Raw genomic sequence first — 16,575 nt, forward strand, 5'->3', positions numbered from 1 at the left:
GGTGGCCGCCGCAGCGGTGCTGCGGCGGCCACCCCTGCAGCGGTCAGAAACCTGCCGCGTGGGCGGCGGGGGTGCCGCCGACCACCGGAAGAACGATCTTGCTGCTCTTCAGGGCGACCTGGATGTTCGCGGCGGTGGTGTCCGCCTGGCTGGAGTACTGCGGGTAGCTGGCCACGATGATCACGCCGATCCGGTGGCCCGGCTTGAACACGTAGTCCTCCGGCAGCAGCGGGAAGGTGAAGTTGTACGACTCCCCCACCACCAGCGGCACGGCGGTCCGGATCGACTGCCGGTTCTGGGCGTCCATGATGCCCTTGGTGACCAGCTCGTAGTCGGCGGTGGCGACCCGCTTGGCGGTCTGCTTGTAGCAGCCGTCGTCGGTCGGGCTGTTCAGCCCCCAGCAGTCCTCGGTGGTCAGGGTGATGATGCCCTCACCGGACGCCCGGTGCGCCACCCGCTCGTCGGTGCCGTAGTCGACCAGGATCGCCCCGAAGTTGGTGTCGGTCTGGTCGGCCGAGGCCCGCAGCTGCACCGTCGGCGTGCCCGAGATGTGCAGGGGCGCGGTCAGCGGCGCGGACAGGAACGCCAGCCGGTTCGGCTGCACCGTGTCCGGGTTGAGGATCATGGTGTTCTGGCTCTGGGTCCGGCTGTCCTGGAACGCGCCGGTCGCCGGCTTGGCCGTCGGCACCAGCTTCAGGCCACCCGCCCCGGTGGTGCCGGGCTGGAGGAACACCTCGGTGTCGGCCTTGCCGGGGATCGGCCAGTCGGCGTGGGTCTCCCACACGTCGGCGGCCCGCTCCAGGTCCACCCGGGGCTCGTCCATGATGCCGTTGGCGATCCCGTGCAGCCAGAAGTCGAACCACCGGTGCAGGGTGGACACCCAGACCGCCCGCCGCGAGTCGAACGGGTCGACGTGCCCCTCCTGGGAGAGCCACAGCTTACGCTGGACGTTGTTCTCCGCCAGGGCGTACCAGAACTTGCTGAAGTGGTCCGCGCGGACGTTGTCGTCGTTGAGACCGTGGTAGAGCAGCACGCTGGCGGTCATGTTCGGGACCTTCTTGACGTAGCTGCGCTCGTTCCAGAAGGCGGTGTAGTCGCCGGTCTCGTCGCCGTCGGCGGCGGCCATCGCGTCGCGCACCGGCTTGCAGTAGTCCCGCCGCTCCGGGTTGGTGACCGTGTTGGCCAGCGACGCCACGTAGCTGTTGCCCCGGGTGACCACCCCGTTGCTGCGCACGTAGTCGTAGTACTCGGTGGGGCCGCTGATCGGCACCACCGTGGTCAGGCCCTTCACGCCGGTCACCGCCGTCGCCATCGCCAGCGAGCCGTCGTACGACTTGCCGATCATGCCCGACTTGCCGTTGTGCCAGTCGGCGGTGACCACCTGACCGGCGGCGTTGCGGGCGGTGGCCCGGCCGTTGAGCCAGTTGATCGCCTGCTTGGCGCTGAGGTTGTCCTGGTTGGCGTTGGTGGTGGGGCAGCCGGTGGAGTTGTTGGTGCCCACCATGTCCAGCAGGATCACCGCGTAGCCGCGCGGGACGAAGTAGTTGTCGTAGAACAGCGGCCACTTGTCGAGCAGGCCGTCGCCGTCCAGGTCGGCCTTGCACTCGGACTCGTTGCCCCGGCAGACCGTCGAGTAGTACGGGCTGGCGTCCATGATGACCGGCACCTTGAGGCCGTTCGCGGTGGCCGCCGGTCGCATCAGGTCGAACGCGATGATGTCGCGCACGCCGTCGTTGTCGCTGTCGAAGGTCGAGTCGATGAACAGCCGCTCCCGGATGGCGTCGCCGTAACCGAAGACCGGCTGGGTGACCCCGTCCTGGACCACGATCGTCGGTACGTCCGGTGCCGCCACCGCCGGTGGCGCCGCGCCCAGGGCGGCGAGCGCCAGGGCGGACAGTGCGGCCACCCCGGCGCGGAGGGGCATTCCCATTACAGCCATGCAGTCTCCTTGAGAGTCCCGAGACCCGGCACGTTATGGGCGGACCGACCGGCACCACCACCTGCACCTGTAGGAACTTTGCCCACGTCGCCCCGACGACGCCGGCCACCGGGCGGACGGGGGCGACCCGGGACGGCAGAACACCGAGTCGGGGGCGACCCGGGACGCCGAGACGGCGGTGCGACGTGACGGTAGCCGACGGGCGGCGGCGGTGCGGTCCGCCGGTCAGTCCCGGTAGCCCCACTGCCGCAGCGGCTTGTCCAGCACCCGCTCCACGGCGGCGAGCTGCGCGTCGCCCAACTCCCCGTGGTAGGCGGCCTGCCGCCCGGCGTGGAACCGGTACCGCCCGAATCCCCTCTCGAACGCCGGTGACCAGTCCAGGTGGAGGAAGTCGAGCATCCGGGCCACCTCGGCGCGCGGGTCGGCGAGCAGGTCCTCGTAGCGCACGTCGAGCCACTGCCCCTCGGGGTGCGCGGCGCGGGCCTCGGCGAACCGGTCCATCAGCATCTTCCAGCCCAGCGCCGCGAGCACCGGGAACGACCGGTCGTACTCCTCCCACTCCCGGCGCAGGTCGGTCGGCAGCGGCCCGAGGAACCAGTTCTCCGGCCCGCGCCAGCCGTCCCACCAGCCCATCTGGAGCCAGGAGTTGGTCACCGCCCGCCCGTCGCGGACCACGTTGACCACCCGCAGCTCCGGGTAACCGGCCCGCAGGAACCCCGTCCTCGGCCATCCGGTCACGTGGTGCAGCAGCAGCCGGCAGCCCTGCCGTTCGATCCGGGCGTCGAAGAAGGCGCGCAGCCGCCGCCGCAGGTAGGGGGTGAGGTCCTCGGCGGTCAGGTCCCGGCACGGGCGGGAGAAGCCGGCCACCACGTGCCGGTCCAGCAGGTGGTACGCCTCGGACGGGGCGACCCGCAGCCGACCCTTCTCCAGCAGCCGGCGGCTGTGCCGCAGCGAGGTCATCCCGGCCGGGCGGGGTGCGGACCGCCGGTACAGCGACCCGTTGAACCGGCCGGCGAGGTTGAGCCGGGACAGCTTGTCGTCGACGCCGGAGACGAATCCCACCCCCGGGTGCCGGGACAGCAACTCCTGCACCAGGGTCGAGCCGCACCGCCCGGTGCCCACCACCACCGCCAACATCCCTCAGCCCTCCTCTTGCCCGACCGCCACCGACCGGCCGGCGGCCGACCGCCCGGATCCCGCCGACCCGCCGGCCGCCGCCGGACCGCCCCGACGCCACGGGTAGCCGAACCGGCGCAGCCCCGCCGCGGTCAGTACGGTGACCAGCGCGTACGACCAGCGGGACAGGTCCCGCCGCCACTGCACGTCGGCGGCGACCGGCACCGGGCCGGTGCGGTGCCGGGACGGGTTGCCGGCCACCGAGTGCGTCGGCGCCAACCGCACCGTCGCCGGGCCGGTGAACGGGCCGCCGTCGGCGTCGACCCCGGCGAAGCCGAGGATCCGGCGCAGCGTCGGCTCCGGATCGGCGGTCAGGTCCTCGTAGCGCACCCGCAGGTAGCCCGTCGGGGCGCGGTCACCCCACAGCCGGACGGTGACGGTGTTCCAGACCAGCCAGAGCAGGGCCGCCTTCCACACCGGCGGCCGGCTCATCAGCTCCGGGTCGGTGTCACCGTCGAGGCCCCGGCGGCGACGCCAGGAGAACGCGGTGGCCCGGGGGTCGCGGACCAGGTGCAGCACCCGCAGCTCGATGCCGGGCAGCGCGCCGACCAGCGCACCGTACGGGGGTAACTTGGACGAGTCGACCACCACCCGCGCCCCGGTGTGCCGGGCCACGGCGGTGTACAGGTCGGCCAGGGCCGCGTCGTCGGGGTGCGCGGGCACCGGCCGTCGGCCCCGCCGGTGCCGGCGCAGCAGCGCGGGCAGGCCCCGCATCCGCAGCCGGCCGCGCAGCCCGGCGGCGATCGCGGCGGCCCGGTCGGTGGGCAGGTCCCGGCGCACCTCGCCCCAGAGCGGGCAGTCCCGCAGCGGCAGCCCGCAGCCGCAGGGCCGGTTCTCCACCTCGCCGCGCTGCCACAGGTAACGCAGCTCACCGGCGGCGAAGACCCCGGCGTACTGGCCGAGCACGGTGGTGACCAGGGTGCTGCCGCTGCGTCCGCTACCGGCCAGGTAGAGCACCCGCACCGGCGGGTTCACACCGGCTCCCGGACGGCCCGCGCGGCGGTCGCGTAGACCTCCCGCAGCCGGGTCAGGTGCGCCTGCGGGGAGAAGTCCCGCTCCACCCGCGCCCGCCCGGCCCGCCCCATCCGGTACGCCCGCGCCGGGTCGGCCAGCACCCGGCCCAGCCCGGCGGCCAGCGCCACCGGATCGTCGGCGGGCACCACCTCGCCGTCCACCCCCGCGGTGACCAGCTCCGGCAGCCCGCCGAGGTCGGAGGCGACCACCGGCACCCCGCAGCCGTACGCCTCCAACACCGCCATCGGCTGGTTCTCGTTCCACCGCGACGGCACCGCCACCACCGTGGCCGAGCGGACCAGCTCGTGCAGCCGGGCCTTGTCCAGCCGGCCGTGGAACCGGACCCGGCCGGGCGCCCGCCGCCGGGCCAGCTCGGTCAGCCCGTCGCGGGCCGGACCGTCACCGGCCACCTCCAGCACGACGTCCTCGGGCAGCCGGGTGAGCGCCTCGATCAGCACGTCGACGCCCTTCTCCGGAGCCAGCCGGCCGGCGAAGACCACCGGGCCGCCGGGTGCCGTCTTGACCGCCGTCGTGGTGACGTCGACGAAGTGGGACACCACGTGCATCCGGTCGGGGAAGACACCGGCCCGGCGCATCACGTCGGCCAGGAACCGGCTGGGGCTGACGAACGCCTGCACCGGCCCGTACGCCCGGGTGGTGCGGTGCAGCCAGGACTCGACGGCGAGCAGCGAGCTGGCCCCCAGCGAACCGTCCTTGCAGCGGCGGCGGGCCGCGCGCAGCGGCCCGCCGGTCACACAGGCGTCGCAGACCGCGCCCCGGTCGAGCATCTGGTAGCTGGGACAGGCCAGCTTGTAGTCGTGCAGGGTCATCACCGCCGGCACCCGGGCCGCCCGCACCGCGGCCAGCACCGACGGGGAGAGCTGGTGGTAGATGTTGTGCAGGTGGACCACGTCGGGCCGGAAGTCGTCGAGCACCCGGGCCAGGCCCCGCCGGCTGGCCGGCGACCAGATCATCCGGGCCGCCGCCACCGCGCGCGGTCCCGCGCCGCGCGGCGCCGGGTCCAGCTCCACGTGGGACGGGAAGTGCCGGGCGTACCGGGCCGGGGCGTCGTTGTCCGGGTGGGTCATGCCGAAGAAGGCCACCTCGTCGCCGTCACCCCGTTGCAGCTCGGCGACGTCGAGCAGGTAGCCCTCGGCGCCGCCGCGCCGGTAGAGGAACTTGTTGACGTGGAGGACACGCATCGGCCTGCTCCGGGGGTGGCTGCTGCGGCCCACTGGGGTCGGGGGTGGGACGGTCGCCCCGGACAGCAGCGGTGACCAGGGGCCCCACCGTATGCAACACCGGCGTCGTGAGTCCAGTTCATGATCCCCAAGTAGCCACACGGCCCATCGCCGGCTGACCACACGGCCACGTGGCCAGCCGCGATGATCTGCCGGTACCGTGTGCCCCACCCCGCCCGACGTGCCCGAGGAGGACCCGGTGCCCCACCCCGACGAACCCTCGGCGCTGGCGTACACCGCCCGACGGGTCCGCCGGCACCTGCGCTGGGCGCGTACCGAGGGGGTCCGGCGACTGGTCGAGGAGGACCGGCTCGATCCGGTCGAACGGACCCGCACCGCGCTGGCCAAGTGGCGGTGGCGACGGACGCATCCCGGGCCGCCCGGCCGGGCCGTCCCGGTCTACCTGGTGGGCCTGCAACGCTCCGGCACCAACATGCTCACCCGGGGGCTGGACGCGGACCCCTCGGTGGAGGTGCGCAACGAGAACGACCGGGCCGTGTTCCACCGTTTCCGGTTGCGCCCCGACCCGGTGCTCACCGCCGTCATCCGCCGTAGCCGGCAACGGTTCGTGCTGGTCAAGCCGCTGTGCGACACGCACCGGGTGGACGAGCTGCTCGGCCTGGCCGGGGTCGCGCCGGGGCGGGCGCTGTGGGCGTACCGGGACGTCGACGACCGGGCGCGCTCCGAGGTGGCGAAGTTCGGCGACGCCAACCTGCGGGCGCTGCGGGCCATCGACGACGGCACCATCGGTGACCGGTGGCAGGGGCAACGCCTGGACGCGCCGACGCGGGACCTGGTCGCCGGCTTCGACTACGACCGGATGACCCCGCACACCGCCGCCGCCCTGTTCTGGTACGTCCGCAACTCGCTGTTCTTCTCGCTCGGGCTGGCCGACCGCCCGGACACCCTGCTCTGCGCATACGACGCGCTGGTCGCCGACCCGGCCGGGTACACCCGGCGGCTGTGCGCGTTCCTCGACCTGCCGTACGACCCGGTGCTGCACGCGCACGTCGGCGTGCGTACCCCGCCACGGCCCCGGCTGGAGCTCGACCCCCGGGTACGGGCGCTCTGCACCGAGCTGACCGGCCGGTTGGACGCGCTCGCCGGACGGCACGAGGCGGTGGAGCATGGCTGACCCCGCCGGCGCGGTCCCGCACACCGCACCCGCCGACATGCCGCTCGCCGGCACCGCACCCGCCGACAGCACACCCACCGGCACCGCATCCGCCGACATGCCGGCCGCCGACAGCCGGGGGGATCGCCCGCAGGGGCCGATCTTCCTGGTCGGGTGCCAGCGGTCCGGCACCACCATGCTGCGGCTGGTGCTCGACTCGCACTCCCGGGTGAGCTGCGGCCCGGAGACCCGGTTCCTGACCGACATGCGACGCATCGTCGGGCGGGACTGGGAGCGGCTGGCCCGCTTCGGGTTCCCCCGGGAGTACTGGCTGGGCCGTATCGCCGACTTCTTCGGCGGCATCCAGGCCGACTACGCCCGCTCCCGGGGCAAGACCCGGTGGGCCGACAAGACGCCGCTGTACGCGCTCTCCATCGACTTCCTGGCCGAGGTCTTCCCCGACGCGCAGTTCGTGCACGTCATCCGGGACGGCCGGGACGTGGTGGTGTCGCACCGTAAGCGGTTCGGCTACTGGTCGGCCGTCAAGTGCGTGGTGAAGTGGCCGCGCTACATCCGCGTCGCCCGCGCCGCCGGGGCCCGGCTGCCGGCCGGGCGCTACCACGAACTGCGGTACGAGGAGACGGTCACCGATCCCGAGAAGGCCATGCGCGGCCTGTTCGAGTTCCTCGGCGAACCCTGGGAGGCTGGCGTGCTCGACTACGACGGCAAGCAGCACGACGTGGCGGGCAAGTACACCGCCGAGGCGGACCGACGGCGGGCCGCCGCCGGCACCGACGCGCCGATCTACGGTTCCCGGGTCGGCACCTACCGTCGGGAGCTGGACCCCTTCCTGCGGGTGCTGGTCCGGGTCTTCTCCGGTGCCACCCTGCGCGAACTGGGCTACCGGTGAAGCCCCGGGCCGGGCGGCGGGTGCTGATCGCCGGGGCGCTGCTGTTCGCCCTGGTCGCCGGGGCCGCCTGCTCGGACGACCCCGACCCCGGGCCGGCCCCCTCGGCGACCGCGCCGTCGGCCGGCGCCACCGGCACGCCGCTGCCGGCCGGTGCGCCGGTGCGCAACCCGTTCGGCGCGCACTGGGACTTCTCCCGGCACGACCAGTTCGTGCCCTACCTGGAGAAGCTCACCGGCTCGACGACGTACCACGAGCTGAGCTGGTGCGACATCGAGAAGACCCAGGGCAGCCCGGACTTCTCGGCGGTGGACCAGATCGCCGAGCGCAGCCGCAAGCTCGGCATCACCCTGCACCTGAAGATCCGTACCGGGGTGTGCTGGGCGACCGGCGGGACGGCGAAGTTCACCCGGGGCCAGGCCAACAAGACCGAGTCGGCGATGCCGACGGACCTGGCCGCCTACCAGAACTTCGTCCGCACGCTGGTGCAGCGGTACGCGCCGTACGGCGTCGGCGAGTACGCCGTCGAGAACGAGGTCAACGCGCAGCAGTACTGGGCGGGCAGCCCGGAGGACTACCGCCGGCTGGTCACCGCCGCCGCCGAGGCGATCCGGTCGGCCGACCCGAAGGCCAAGGTGGTCGACTCGGGCATGAGCAGCGTGGCGTACGGGATGGGGGTCGCCGACCGGCTGCTGCGGGCCGGCCAGCCGGACCAGGCCGTCGCCGCCTACCAGGCGTACTTCCAGCGGCGGATCGGCACCCGGGGTCGGCTGATCCCGGCGGTGAACGACCCGACCGCGTTGCGTGCCGCGTTGGACAACGCGCAGAACTCCCGCAACCTGGCCTACCTCGCGGTCACCGAGAAGATGCTCGACGACCGGGTGGTCGACGTCCGGCAGCTGCACTTCTACGAGCACTTCTCCGGGGTGCCGGCGCTACTGGACTACCTGCGGTCGGAGACCCCGGCCGGGGTGCCGGTGCAGGCGTGGGAGGTCGGCCAGTTCTGGAAGGACGGCGACGACGATGCCGCGGCCCGGGGCGACGAGATGGTCAAGGTGGTCAGCATGCTGGTCGCCGGGGGTATCCACGAGGTGCTCTGGCTGCCGCTGGCGTACAACCCGAACAACCGGGCCGGCGCGGAGGTCCGCTACGGGCTGCTCGACCCGGACGGCACCCAGCGGCAGGCCGGCGCGATGATGGCCGCCCTGGCGGCGGCGGCCCGGGACGCGACCGTCGAGCCGGTGAACGGCAAGGGCCTGACCGGGGTGGCGTTCCGGCGGGGCGCGGAGAGCACGCTGGTGGTCTGGTCGACCTCCACCGGCACCGTGTCGCTGCCGGCCGCGCCCGGCCTGACCGGCGGCCCGGTCGGTGCCGACCCGACCGCCCGCACCGGTGCGCTGCCGATCGGGCCGAGCCCCGTGCTGCTGCGGGCGAAGGGCGACCCGGCCACCGTCCTCGCCCCGATCCGCTGACCGGCCCGCCCGCCACCCCGATCCGGCAGCGGGACGGCGGCCGGCGGGCCGGCGGCGGGCCGTGGGTGGTGACGGTGGGGGCAGCATGATCGGATTGCAATTCTGCGCACTATCCTCGGCGTGTCGTCTCCAGAATCGCAATCCGATCATGATTCCGGGCAGTGGCAGGGCGGCCAGCCACCAGGTGTGGGGCCAGCCGAGCTGGTCACCCGGTTCGGGCAGCGTAGACGGCGGTGGCGTCGTCGCTGCTCTTGTTGCGCGTCCAACGCAGACATGCCGGATCCGCGGCCTCGACGACGCGCACCCGGTGGATCAGTGCCACCGGGCCCTCCTTGTCAAGGATGTCGAGGACGTCGGCCCAGTCCAACAGGCCGAACAGCGCCACCAGCCGGGCAGCGCCGTCGGTCAACACCGCCAACCGTCGTACGCTGTCGAGCGGCACCTCGCCGGTGATCGCATGGCTGGCGGCGTCCGGGTCGGCGGCAGCCACCCAGTAGCCCCCAGGTCGGTTTCGGGCAGCCAGTTCAGCATGCTTCATCCGCAGCAGCGCGGCCCGCTTCGCCGCCGAGCCGAACGGGTGCCGGTCCGCCTCCTCCCGTTCGGCACGCGCGGTCCTGTCCACCCGGTCGTCCGTGACGACCCGGATCCCGTCGGCGGTGTCGATGACGACGGTCACGTCACCGAGCACCAGGAACTCCAGTGAGCCGTCGCGGGGCCGCAGCACCGCGGTCGCGGCGGATGGTGTGCCCGGGTGGTCGAGGTCGCACGGATGCCGGTGCTGGTCGGCGACGGCGCGGATGCCCTGGGCCAGGGCGTCGACCAGGTGGGTGTCCCGATCCACCGCGAGGCCGGCGAGCGCCGAGCCGAGTTTCGCGGCGTACCAAGTGACGCCGTGCTCGCAGCCGGTGCCGGTCCGGGCGGTCGCCCCGTCGAGCACGACGATCAGATTCTCTCCGGCGAGAGCCCAGTCCTCGTTGGGCACCGTCGGATCGCCTGCCTCCGAGGCGGCGCAGACGCGCATCACGGTGCCCCTTCCACCCGGTGGATCGGCGTCAGGGCCTCGACCTTCTCGATCGTCCGCTTTCGCGGTTCGTAGGTGCAGGCAACCAGGAGGGAGAAGCGCCGGTTCTTCACCTCTCGGTACAACTCGTCGAGGTGGTCGTGCAGGTAGTGGGCGACACCGAGAGTGCCCATCGCGTGAATGCCGGCGAGATACAGGAACGTGCCGCGCCCGTCAGGCCGGGGAAGTCGACCGAGGTAGCCGTAATCGACTGGTTCACCGGAGTCGGACGGCGAGCGAAACGCCTCACCGGTCCGGTGATTCACCAGGTAATGACCGTCGTCGTCCGCGCAGAATCCGAACATGGTGTCGGCGGCGACCACCTGACCGACGAACGGCAGTATCCGAGGGCTGCCTATCACGATGAGGTTGGCCCGGTTGAGGTCGACCATGCCAGGCGGAGGGACCACCTCGTACTCGGACGTCAGACCAAGACCCCGGGCAAGAGCGGACAGCTTCTCGTACGCGGCGAGCATCTCGGCTGAGACCACAGCGTACGGATCCTTCTTGCCAGCCTCGAACTTGCCGCCTACGGCAATGGTCAACTCTCCGGTGCCGAGCATCGTCCGCTCCGGGCGCGGTCCCGAGGACAGGAGTTGGCCCACCCGAGCGCGGGTCATACCGACGACTTCGGCGATCTGGGTATGGGTCATGCCCTGTGACACCATCTCGTCCAGCGCCGCGCGGCGCAACCTGGACAACTCGTTGACCGCCGCCTGGTGCTCGTCGATAAGCTCGCCGGCTTTGCGTGCCCTCGCCCCCGGGTCACGGATCTGCACTACTCCGGAATGGCTGATCTTCACAGGCCTCTCCCGCTCGCCGCTTCGTTCGGGCGACACGACACGAAGCCTAACCCATCGCTAGGGGCCTTGACCGACGCAAGCGCCCTTGCATACCGTGGTGGCACCTCGAACTCCTGTTCCTCCCCTGCCTGACGGTTGCGGGAGTAAAAGAAGAAGGCCTCGACGGGATTGCGGCCCGCCGAGGCCAGCTGCATCGACCCTCTGCGAAAGGACGACGATGCCTGTCCAGCCTACCGTTCCCTCTGATCCGTCCGTCTCAGCCATCGATGAGGCAGCCCTGGTGGCTGCGCTGTCCCACGGCGAACTGGCCGTCGCCATCCACACCGCCGGCCCACCTGCCAGTGCTGCGGCCCTGTCCACCGATCAGATCAGAGCACTCGCTGTCACCGGGATCGCCCTGCTCGGCTTGGCAGAAGCCCGCCGGATCGGCGACGAGTCCCGACTGGTCAACGTCGCCTACTGCACCAAGGCGCGCGATGACGCCTCAGCCGACGTACGCGCCGAGGTGGCCGCCCACCACCGGATCTGGGGCACCTGGCGACAGGAGCAGACAGCCATCGACCTTGCCCACCGGCCCTCCAGCCAGCGAACCGTCACCGGCTGACCCGGGTAACCGGACGTCGACTCGATCCTGATCCTGCAAAGCGGGCCACCCCCGGCACGCCGCTGCGGACTGTCGGCGGGGCGTGGCCCGCTCGCTCACCAGGTGTGGGGCCAGCCGAGCAGGTCGGCGAGGCGGGCGTTGTGCGGGGCGAACCCGGCGGCCAGTTCGGCCCGCAGCGCCGGGGTGAGCTGGGACGGGCCGGTGTCCGCCCGCCGGGTGTGCCGGGCGAACTCCGGCGGGGTGAACGGGGCCAGCCCGAGGAACCGCAGCACGCCCGCGTAGCTGGCCGCCGGGTCGGCGTACAGGTCCTCGCTGCGGATCACGTGCAGCCGTTCGGCGGGCAGGTGGGCGTACCAGCGGTCGAGCTGTTCGGCGTAGCGGCCCCGGGCGGCGTAGGAGAAGTTGCGCAGCGCGTGGTGCGCCGCCGGGGTGTCCGGCCCGTCGACCAGCGCCGCGGCCAGCCGCCCCGGCTCGGCGGCCAGCGCCGCGGCGAAGTCCAGCGGCTCCATCCCGTACGAGCGGGTGTGCAGGTAGTGCGAGTAGGCCCGCTCCACCGGATCGCGCAGCAGGGCGACGAACCGGGCCTCGGGCAGCGTCGCCGCCACCCGGGCCGGGACGCTGGGGTGGAACAGGTAGTAGGGGCTGGCCTCGAAGCTGCGCCGACCCGGGGCGGCCGGCGGGAAGTGCGCCCGGTACCAGCGGGTTCCCCGGCCGAAGTGCAGGCTGAAGAACTGGAGTTCCTTGCCGGTGGCGACCCGCACGTCGGGGTGCGCGGCGAGGTAGTGGTGCAGCGAGGTGGTGCCGCACCGCTGCCCGCCGATGATCAGGAAGTCGGGCAGCGCGCCGCCCCGGCCCGGCAGCGCCGCCCGTGACCAGGCGCGGGTGCCGCGTACCGCCCGACGCAGCCGGTCCACGGCGGCCCGGCGCGGCCCGGCGCTCACCGGGACACCACCCGCCCGGAGGTGTCCCGGCCACCCCCACCCACCCCGGAGGGGGGCGGCCCGTCGTCGGACGGGACGACGGCCGGGGCGTCCCCGGGGGCTTCCGACGGGTCGCCGCGACGGCGACGGCGGGCCAGGGTGCGCAGCACCATCACGTCCTCCCGGCTGAGCCCGAGCGCGAGAACCGTGCCCAGGTAGACCGCGACGATCGCGGTCAGCCCGGCGACCGGCCGCCACGGCCAGCCCGGCACCAGCCCGCTGACCAGCAGCCCGGCGGCCAGCGCGGCCACCCCGGCGGCCAGCCCCTTGGCCATCCCGACGGTGAACGGCAACGCGCCGGTCAGGTGACGGACCTGCACGACCCGGGCGATGTTGACTACGATCAGCGAGGCGCTCCACGCCGCCGCCGCGCCGACGATCCCGTACGCGGGGATGAGCCACAGGTTGAGCAGCACGTTGAGCACCAGGGCGACCAGGTTGTCGGCCATGTTGAGGGCCACCCGGCCGGACATGTTCAGCACCGTGCCGCACGGGCCGGTCGCCGCGTTGACGAGCTGACCGAGGGCCAGGATCACGGTCACCGCCGCGCCGGTGGCGACCTCGCCGCCGAAGACGCGCAGCAGGTCGCCGGGGAGGACCAGCAGCACCACGAACGCCGGCAGCGACAGCCGGACCACCCAGCCGGTGGCCACCGCGTAGACCCGGCGCACGTCGTCGAGGTCCCCCCGGTGGTACAGGTGCGCCAGGTACGGGCCGAACGCCGCGTTGACCGGCGCGAGGACGAAGATGGCCACGGTGACCAGCCGGGTGGCCACGTTGTAGACGCCGATCTCCGGGTTGGCGAAGAACCCGAGCAGCAGGGTGTCGACCCAGATCAGCCCGGTCGACGACAGCGACGACACCCAGCTGACCGTGGAGAAGCGGAACAGGTCCCCGGGCCGGTGCACCGGGCGGGCCGGCGGCACCCGGCGCACCAGCCGGGCCAACGCCACCAGGGCGAGCACGGCGGCCGACCAGCCGGCCGCCACCAGCGCCCAGAACGCGCCGGTCAGCCCGGCGCCGGTGGCCAGGGCGAGCACGGTGAGCAGCAGCCGGGTGCCCGGCTCGTAGAGCTGGCCGATGAAGGTGAACGGCCGCTGGGTACGCCAGCCCCGGGTCGCCGCCAGGGCAGCCTCGCAGACCGTCGACGCGGGCAGGGTCAGCGCGACCAGTCGCAGCCCGGTGACCAGCCCCGGGTCGTGCAGCCGGTCGGCGAGCCAGGGTGCGCCCCAGGCCAGCGCCCCGGCGAGGACGACCGACGAGCCGGCCGACACGACCAGCCCCAACCGGACGGTGCCGCGCAGCGCCGGGGCGTCGTCGTCGGCCAGGTGCACCGCCACGAACCGGGTCAGCCCGGCCCGGAACCCGGACAGCGACAGCAACCCGGCCAGCGACAGCACCGCGTAGCACTGGGCGTACCGGCCGACCTCCCGGATGCCCAGCACCCGGGCCAGCAGCAGCATGATCAGGAAGACCGCCGCCTGGCTGAGCAGGGCGCCGACCAGGTTGAGACCGCCGCCCCGGGCCATCCCCCGGACGTGCTGGTCACCCCGCGCCGTGTCCCCGGCGGGCCGGTCGCCCCGGGCGGACGCTGCGGGCACCCCGGGCCTACCGGTGCCGGGAGTGCTGCTCGGGCGTGGTCGTGCGGACCGCCGGCAACACCACCGTGTCGTCGCTGCCGCGCCGGACCACCGTGTCGTCGCTGCCGCGCCGGCCACCGCCCGGCGCCGGGGTGGCCCGGCCGACCGCCGCCGGCTGTCCGGCCCGGCGGCTGCGGGTCAGCCACTCCAGCACCGCCACCAGCAGCACGGCCAGCAGCAGGCCGGCACCGGACACCGGGAGCACCAGCGCGACCAGCGCCTTCGTCCGGGACACCGGCTGCGCCTCGCCGACGCTGGTGACCTGGTCGGGGTCGGCCGCCTGGGACTGCGCGCGGGCCTGCTGCAGACCCTGCCGGGCCGAGGCCAGCGCGCTGGTGGCGCTGTCCCGCTGGGCGATCAGCGCCTGGTAGTCGGGCAGCTTCGGGCCGAGTTCGTCGAGCCGCTTCTGCCCGGCGCTGATCGAGTCGGCGGCGGCGTCGGCGCCCCGGCTGTTGCCGACGGCCTGCATCTGCAACCGCTGCTGCCGCAGGCTGGCGATCTCCTGGAGGGTCGACTGGTAGAGCTTGTCCGGCTGGCTGACCTTGTTGGTCTTCTCCCAGTCGTTGATCGCCCGGGTGGCGGTGGTCAGCTCGTCGGTGGCCGCCTTGACCTCGTCGGTGGCGATGTTGACCTGGCTGGTGAACAGGAACGCCAGGGCACGCTTGCCGGTGGCGGCGAGCACCGGGGCGACGGTGGACCGGTCGTCGGCGGTGTAGGTCAGGGTGAGCTGACTGCTCGCGCCGACCTGCTTGACCGCGAGCCCGTCGCGCAGCGTGTCGGCCGGCACCCCGGTGTCGGTGGCCACCTGGTCGACCACCTGCGGGGAGGTGACCGCCGCGGCGAAGGCCGCCGCGAACTGGTTGGCCGCCTGGGTGCCGGTGTACTGCTGGGCCGCGCTGCCGCCGACCAGGGCGGGTGCGGCGACGTACGAGGTGGCGGCGTACCGCTGCGGGCCGAGCAGGACGACCAGCGCCGCTACCGCCCCGGCCACCAGCGGAATGCCCACCAGCAGCCAGAGTCGACGCCGCGCGACCCGCAGATAGTCGACGATCTCCACCCTGCCGCTCCCCACTGCTCGATCGTTCATCGGTTGTGCCACCCGGTCCTCACCGGTCGGGGCGTCGCCGCCCGGGACGGCTCGGCCGGTAGCCCCCGGGCGACCGCGCCGGCTGCCGCGGCGAACGCCGCGAAGTACCACAGGGTGACCACGTTCGAGATCACGTTGGACGCCGCGCTGACCGCGACGAAGGCGACCGCGCAGCCCAGGAAGCCGACCGCGATGCCCCGGCCGAGGGTGCCCGGGGGTGCCCGGCGCAGCGCGTTCAGGCCGGTGTGCAGGCACAGCGCCATCATCGCCAGGTACGCCAGCAGCCCGGCCAGCCCGGTCTCGACGTACGCGCGCAGGAAGTCGTTGTGCGGCTTCTTCGCCTCGTCGGCCTCGAACTTGGTCATGTTGGGGCCGATCCCGGTGACCGGGTTGCGGTTGGCCAGCGACACGATCTCCGACCAGTAGTCGACCCGCCAGGCGAGGGTGTTGCCGGTCGGACCGCCGCCCACGGCGCTGCTGTCGGCGAGCTGCCCGAAGCGGTGCGCCACGCTGGGCAGCAGGGCCAGCCCGGCAACGGTGACCAGGCAGAGCGCCACCAGCATCCGCCGGCTGCGGTGCAGCACCGCGACCACCAGCAGGCCCAGCCCCGCGCCGAGGATGGCGCTGCGGGTGTTGGTGAGCATCAGGAACAGCAGGGACGCGGCGAGCAGCGCGCCGAGGCCGACCCGGAGCCGGCGGTCCAGGTAGCGGTAGACCCCGAACCCGAAGATCACCATGAACATCAGGTAGCGGCCGAACGTGGTGGACTGGCTGAACGGTCCACTGATCCGGGTGAAGTCCCCCTTCACCTCGGCCGGGGGGTGGCCGAGCAGGGACAGCACGGCGGTGTAGCCGACCGCCAGCACCAGCGAGACGTACGCGGCGAGCAGCACCCGGCGGACCGCCGGCAGGTCCGGCATCAGCTGTTCCAGCACCACGAACATCACCACCACGGTGCCGATCCGCAGCGCCTCCAGGGCGCTGGGCACCGGCTGGGCCGCGCCCGCCGCGCTGACCAGCGAGGTCGCCCCGACCAGCAGCATCGCCACGCCGAGCGGGGAGCCGCGCAGCCGGCCCCGCTGCCGCAGCTGGGCGGCGAGCCAGAGGCCGGCGGCGAGCAGGAACAGCACCGCCAGGATCGTCGACGGGTCCATCGCCCGGGTGGCCGCCGCGCCGTCGGCCCGGCCGGCGGTCGGGCCGCTGAGCTTGAACAGGTCGACGCAGGACCGGACCGCCAGCATCAGCAGCACGTACGCCGCGAAGCGGGTCAGCGCGAGCGCCCCGACGGCCAGCCCGGCAAGGACCACCAGGGGCAGCACCACGCCGATCCGGCCGCCACCGGTCGCGGCCAGCCCGACACCGACCGCCACCACGGCGCAGAGCAGCGCCGCGCCGCCGGTCAGCAGGCGGGTGGCCCGGTCACCGGCGGACCACCGGACGGGTTCCGCCGGGGGCAGGGCGCGGTCGCCCTCCGTGCCGTGTCGCTGTCCGTCCACCGCTCGCCGACCACTCGTTTCCACAGGAGGTGTTGCCGGTCG

At 73.3% G+C, this 16,575-nt stretch carries 14 protein-coding genes; 4 read left to right on the forward strand and 10 right to left on the reverse strand.

Features of this window, described 5'->3' with window-relative positions; genetic code table 11:
• Positions 1-43 precede the first annotated feature (43 nt).
• The 4 genes from GA0070623_RS05675 to GA0070623_RS05690 form a co-directional block, all read right to left on the reverse strand.
• Positions 44-1,939 (reverse strand): CocE/NonD family hydrolase, encoded by a 1,896-nt coding sequence (locus tag GA0070623_RS05675; protein ID WP_067307756.1) that lies wholly within the window; start codon positions 1,937-1,939, stop codon positions 44-46.
• 225 nt (positions 1,940-2,164) lie between these two features.
• Positions 2,165-3,076, reverse strand: coding sequence for a sulfotransferase family protein (locus GA0070623_RS05680; RefSeq protein WP_067307753.1), 912 nt, complete (start codon positions 3,074-3,076; stop codon positions 2,165-2,167).
• A gap of 3 nt (positions 3,077-3,079) precedes the next feature.
• On the reverse strand, positions 3,080-4,090 hold the full coding sequence (locus GA0070623_RS05685) for a sulfotransferase family protein (protein WP_067307750.1): 1,011 nt from the start codon (positions 4,088-4,090) through the stop codon (positions 3,080-3,082).
• A complete protein-coding gene (locus GA0070623_RS05690; protein ID WP_157517534.1) occupies positions 4,087-5,331 on the reverse strand; it encodes a glycosyltransferase in 1,245 nt (414 codons plus the stop codon). Before GA0070623_RS05690 ends, GA0070623_RS05685 begins: the two co-directional genes overlap by 4 nt.
• A 238-nt stretch (positions 5,332-5,569) precedes the next feature.
• Between GA0070623_RS05690 and GA0070623_RS05695 the strand changes: the two genes are divergently transcribed.
• The 3 genes from GA0070623_RS05695 to GA0070623_RS05705 are packed head-to-tail and all read left to right on the forward strand — an operon-like array spanning position 5,570 to position 8,863.
• On the forward strand, positions 5,570-6,505 hold the full coding sequence (locus GA0070623_RS05695) for a sulfotransferase family protein (protein WP_157517533.1): 936 nt from the start codon (positions 5,570-5,572) through the stop codon (positions 6,503-6,505).
• Positions 6,498-7,394 carry a sulfotransferase family protein gene (locus tag GA0070623_RS05700; RefSeq protein ID WP_067307737.1) on the forward strand — a complete coding sequence of 299 codons (897 nt, stop codon included), beginning with the start codon at positions 6,498-6,500 and terminating at the stop codon, positions 7,392-7,394. Before GA0070623_RS05695 ends, GA0070623_RS05700 begins: the two co-directional genes overlap by 8 nt.
• On the forward strand, positions 7,391-8,863 hold the full coding sequence (locus tag GA0070623_RS05705; protein WP_067307735.1) for a hypothetical protein: 1,473 nt from the start codon (positions 7,391-7,393) through the stop codon (positions 8,861-8,863). The genes GA0070623_RS05700 and GA0070623_RS05705 overlap by 4 nt, the downstream gene beginning before the upstream one ends.
• Positions 8,864-9,068: 205 nt before the next feature.
• On the opposite strand, the gene GA0070623_RS05710 is transcribed toward GA0070623_RS05705, so the two are convergent.
• Together GA0070623_RS05710 and GA0070623_RS05715 are read right to left on the reverse strand one after the other, a co-directional pair.
• Positions 9,069-9,884, reverse strand: a complete 816-nt coding sequence (locus GA0070623_RS05710) for a protein phosphatase 2C domain-containing protein (RefSeq protein ID WP_067307731.1) — start codon at positions 9,882-9,884, stop codon at positions 9,069-9,071.
• Entirely contained in the window at positions 9,884-10,762 is an 879-nt protein-coding gene (locus tag GA0070623_RS05715; protein ID WP_231932679.1) for a sigma-70 family RNA polymerase sigma factor, read from the reverse strand. The genes GA0070623_RS05710 and GA0070623_RS05715 overlap by 1 nt, the downstream gene beginning before the upstream one ends.
• 244 nt (positions 10,763-11,006) lie before the next feature.
• On the opposite strand from GA0070623_RS05715, the gene GA0070623_RS05720 reads away from it, so the two are divergent.
• Positions 11,007-11,330, forward strand: coding sequence for a hypothetical protein (locus GA0070623_RS05720; protein ID WP_067307728.1), 324 nt, complete (start codon positions 11,007-11,009; stop codon positions 11,328-11,330).
• Between the two features lie 95 nt (positions 11,331-11,425).
• Here the strand turns inward: GA0070623_RS05720 and GA0070623_RS05725 are convergent, their stop codons facing one another.
• The 4 genes from GA0070623_RS05725 to GA0070623_RS05740 are packed head-to-tail and all read right to left on the reverse strand — an operon-like array spanning position 11,426 to position 16,533.
• Entirely contained in the window at positions 11,426-12,271 is an 846-nt protein-coding gene (locus GA0070623_RS05725; protein ID WP_067307725.1) for a sulfotransferase family protein, read from the reverse strand.
• Positions 12,268-13,911: a flippase gene (locus tag GA0070623_RS05730; RefSeq protein ID WP_067307722.1), complete on the reverse strand. Its 1,644-nt coding sequence runs from the start codon at positions 13,909-13,911 to the stop codon at positions 12,268-12,270. The genes GA0070623_RS05725 and GA0070623_RS05730 overlap by 4 nt, the downstream gene beginning before the upstream one ends.
• Before the next feature lie 7 nt (positions 13,912-13,918).
• Complete coding sequence (locus tag GA0070623_RS05735) at positions 13,919-15,022, reverse strand: Wzz/FepE/Etk N-terminal domain-containing protein (protein ID WP_157746951.1); 1,104 nt, start codon at positions 15,020-15,022, stop codon at positions 13,919-13,921.
• An 11-nt stretch (positions 15,023-15,033) separates the two neighbouring features.
• A complete protein-coding gene (locus tag GA0070623_RS05740; protein WP_067307717.1) occupies positions 15,034-16,533 on the reverse strand; it encodes an O-antigen ligase family protein in 1,500 nt (499 codons plus the stop codon).
• Positions 16,534-16,575: the final 42 nt, after the last annotated feature.

Source organism: Micromonospora rifamycinica, from assembly GCF_900090265.1.
Lineage (GTDB): Bacteria > Actinomycetota > Actinomycetes > Mycobacteriales > Micromonosporaceae > Micromonospora > Micromonospora rifamycinica.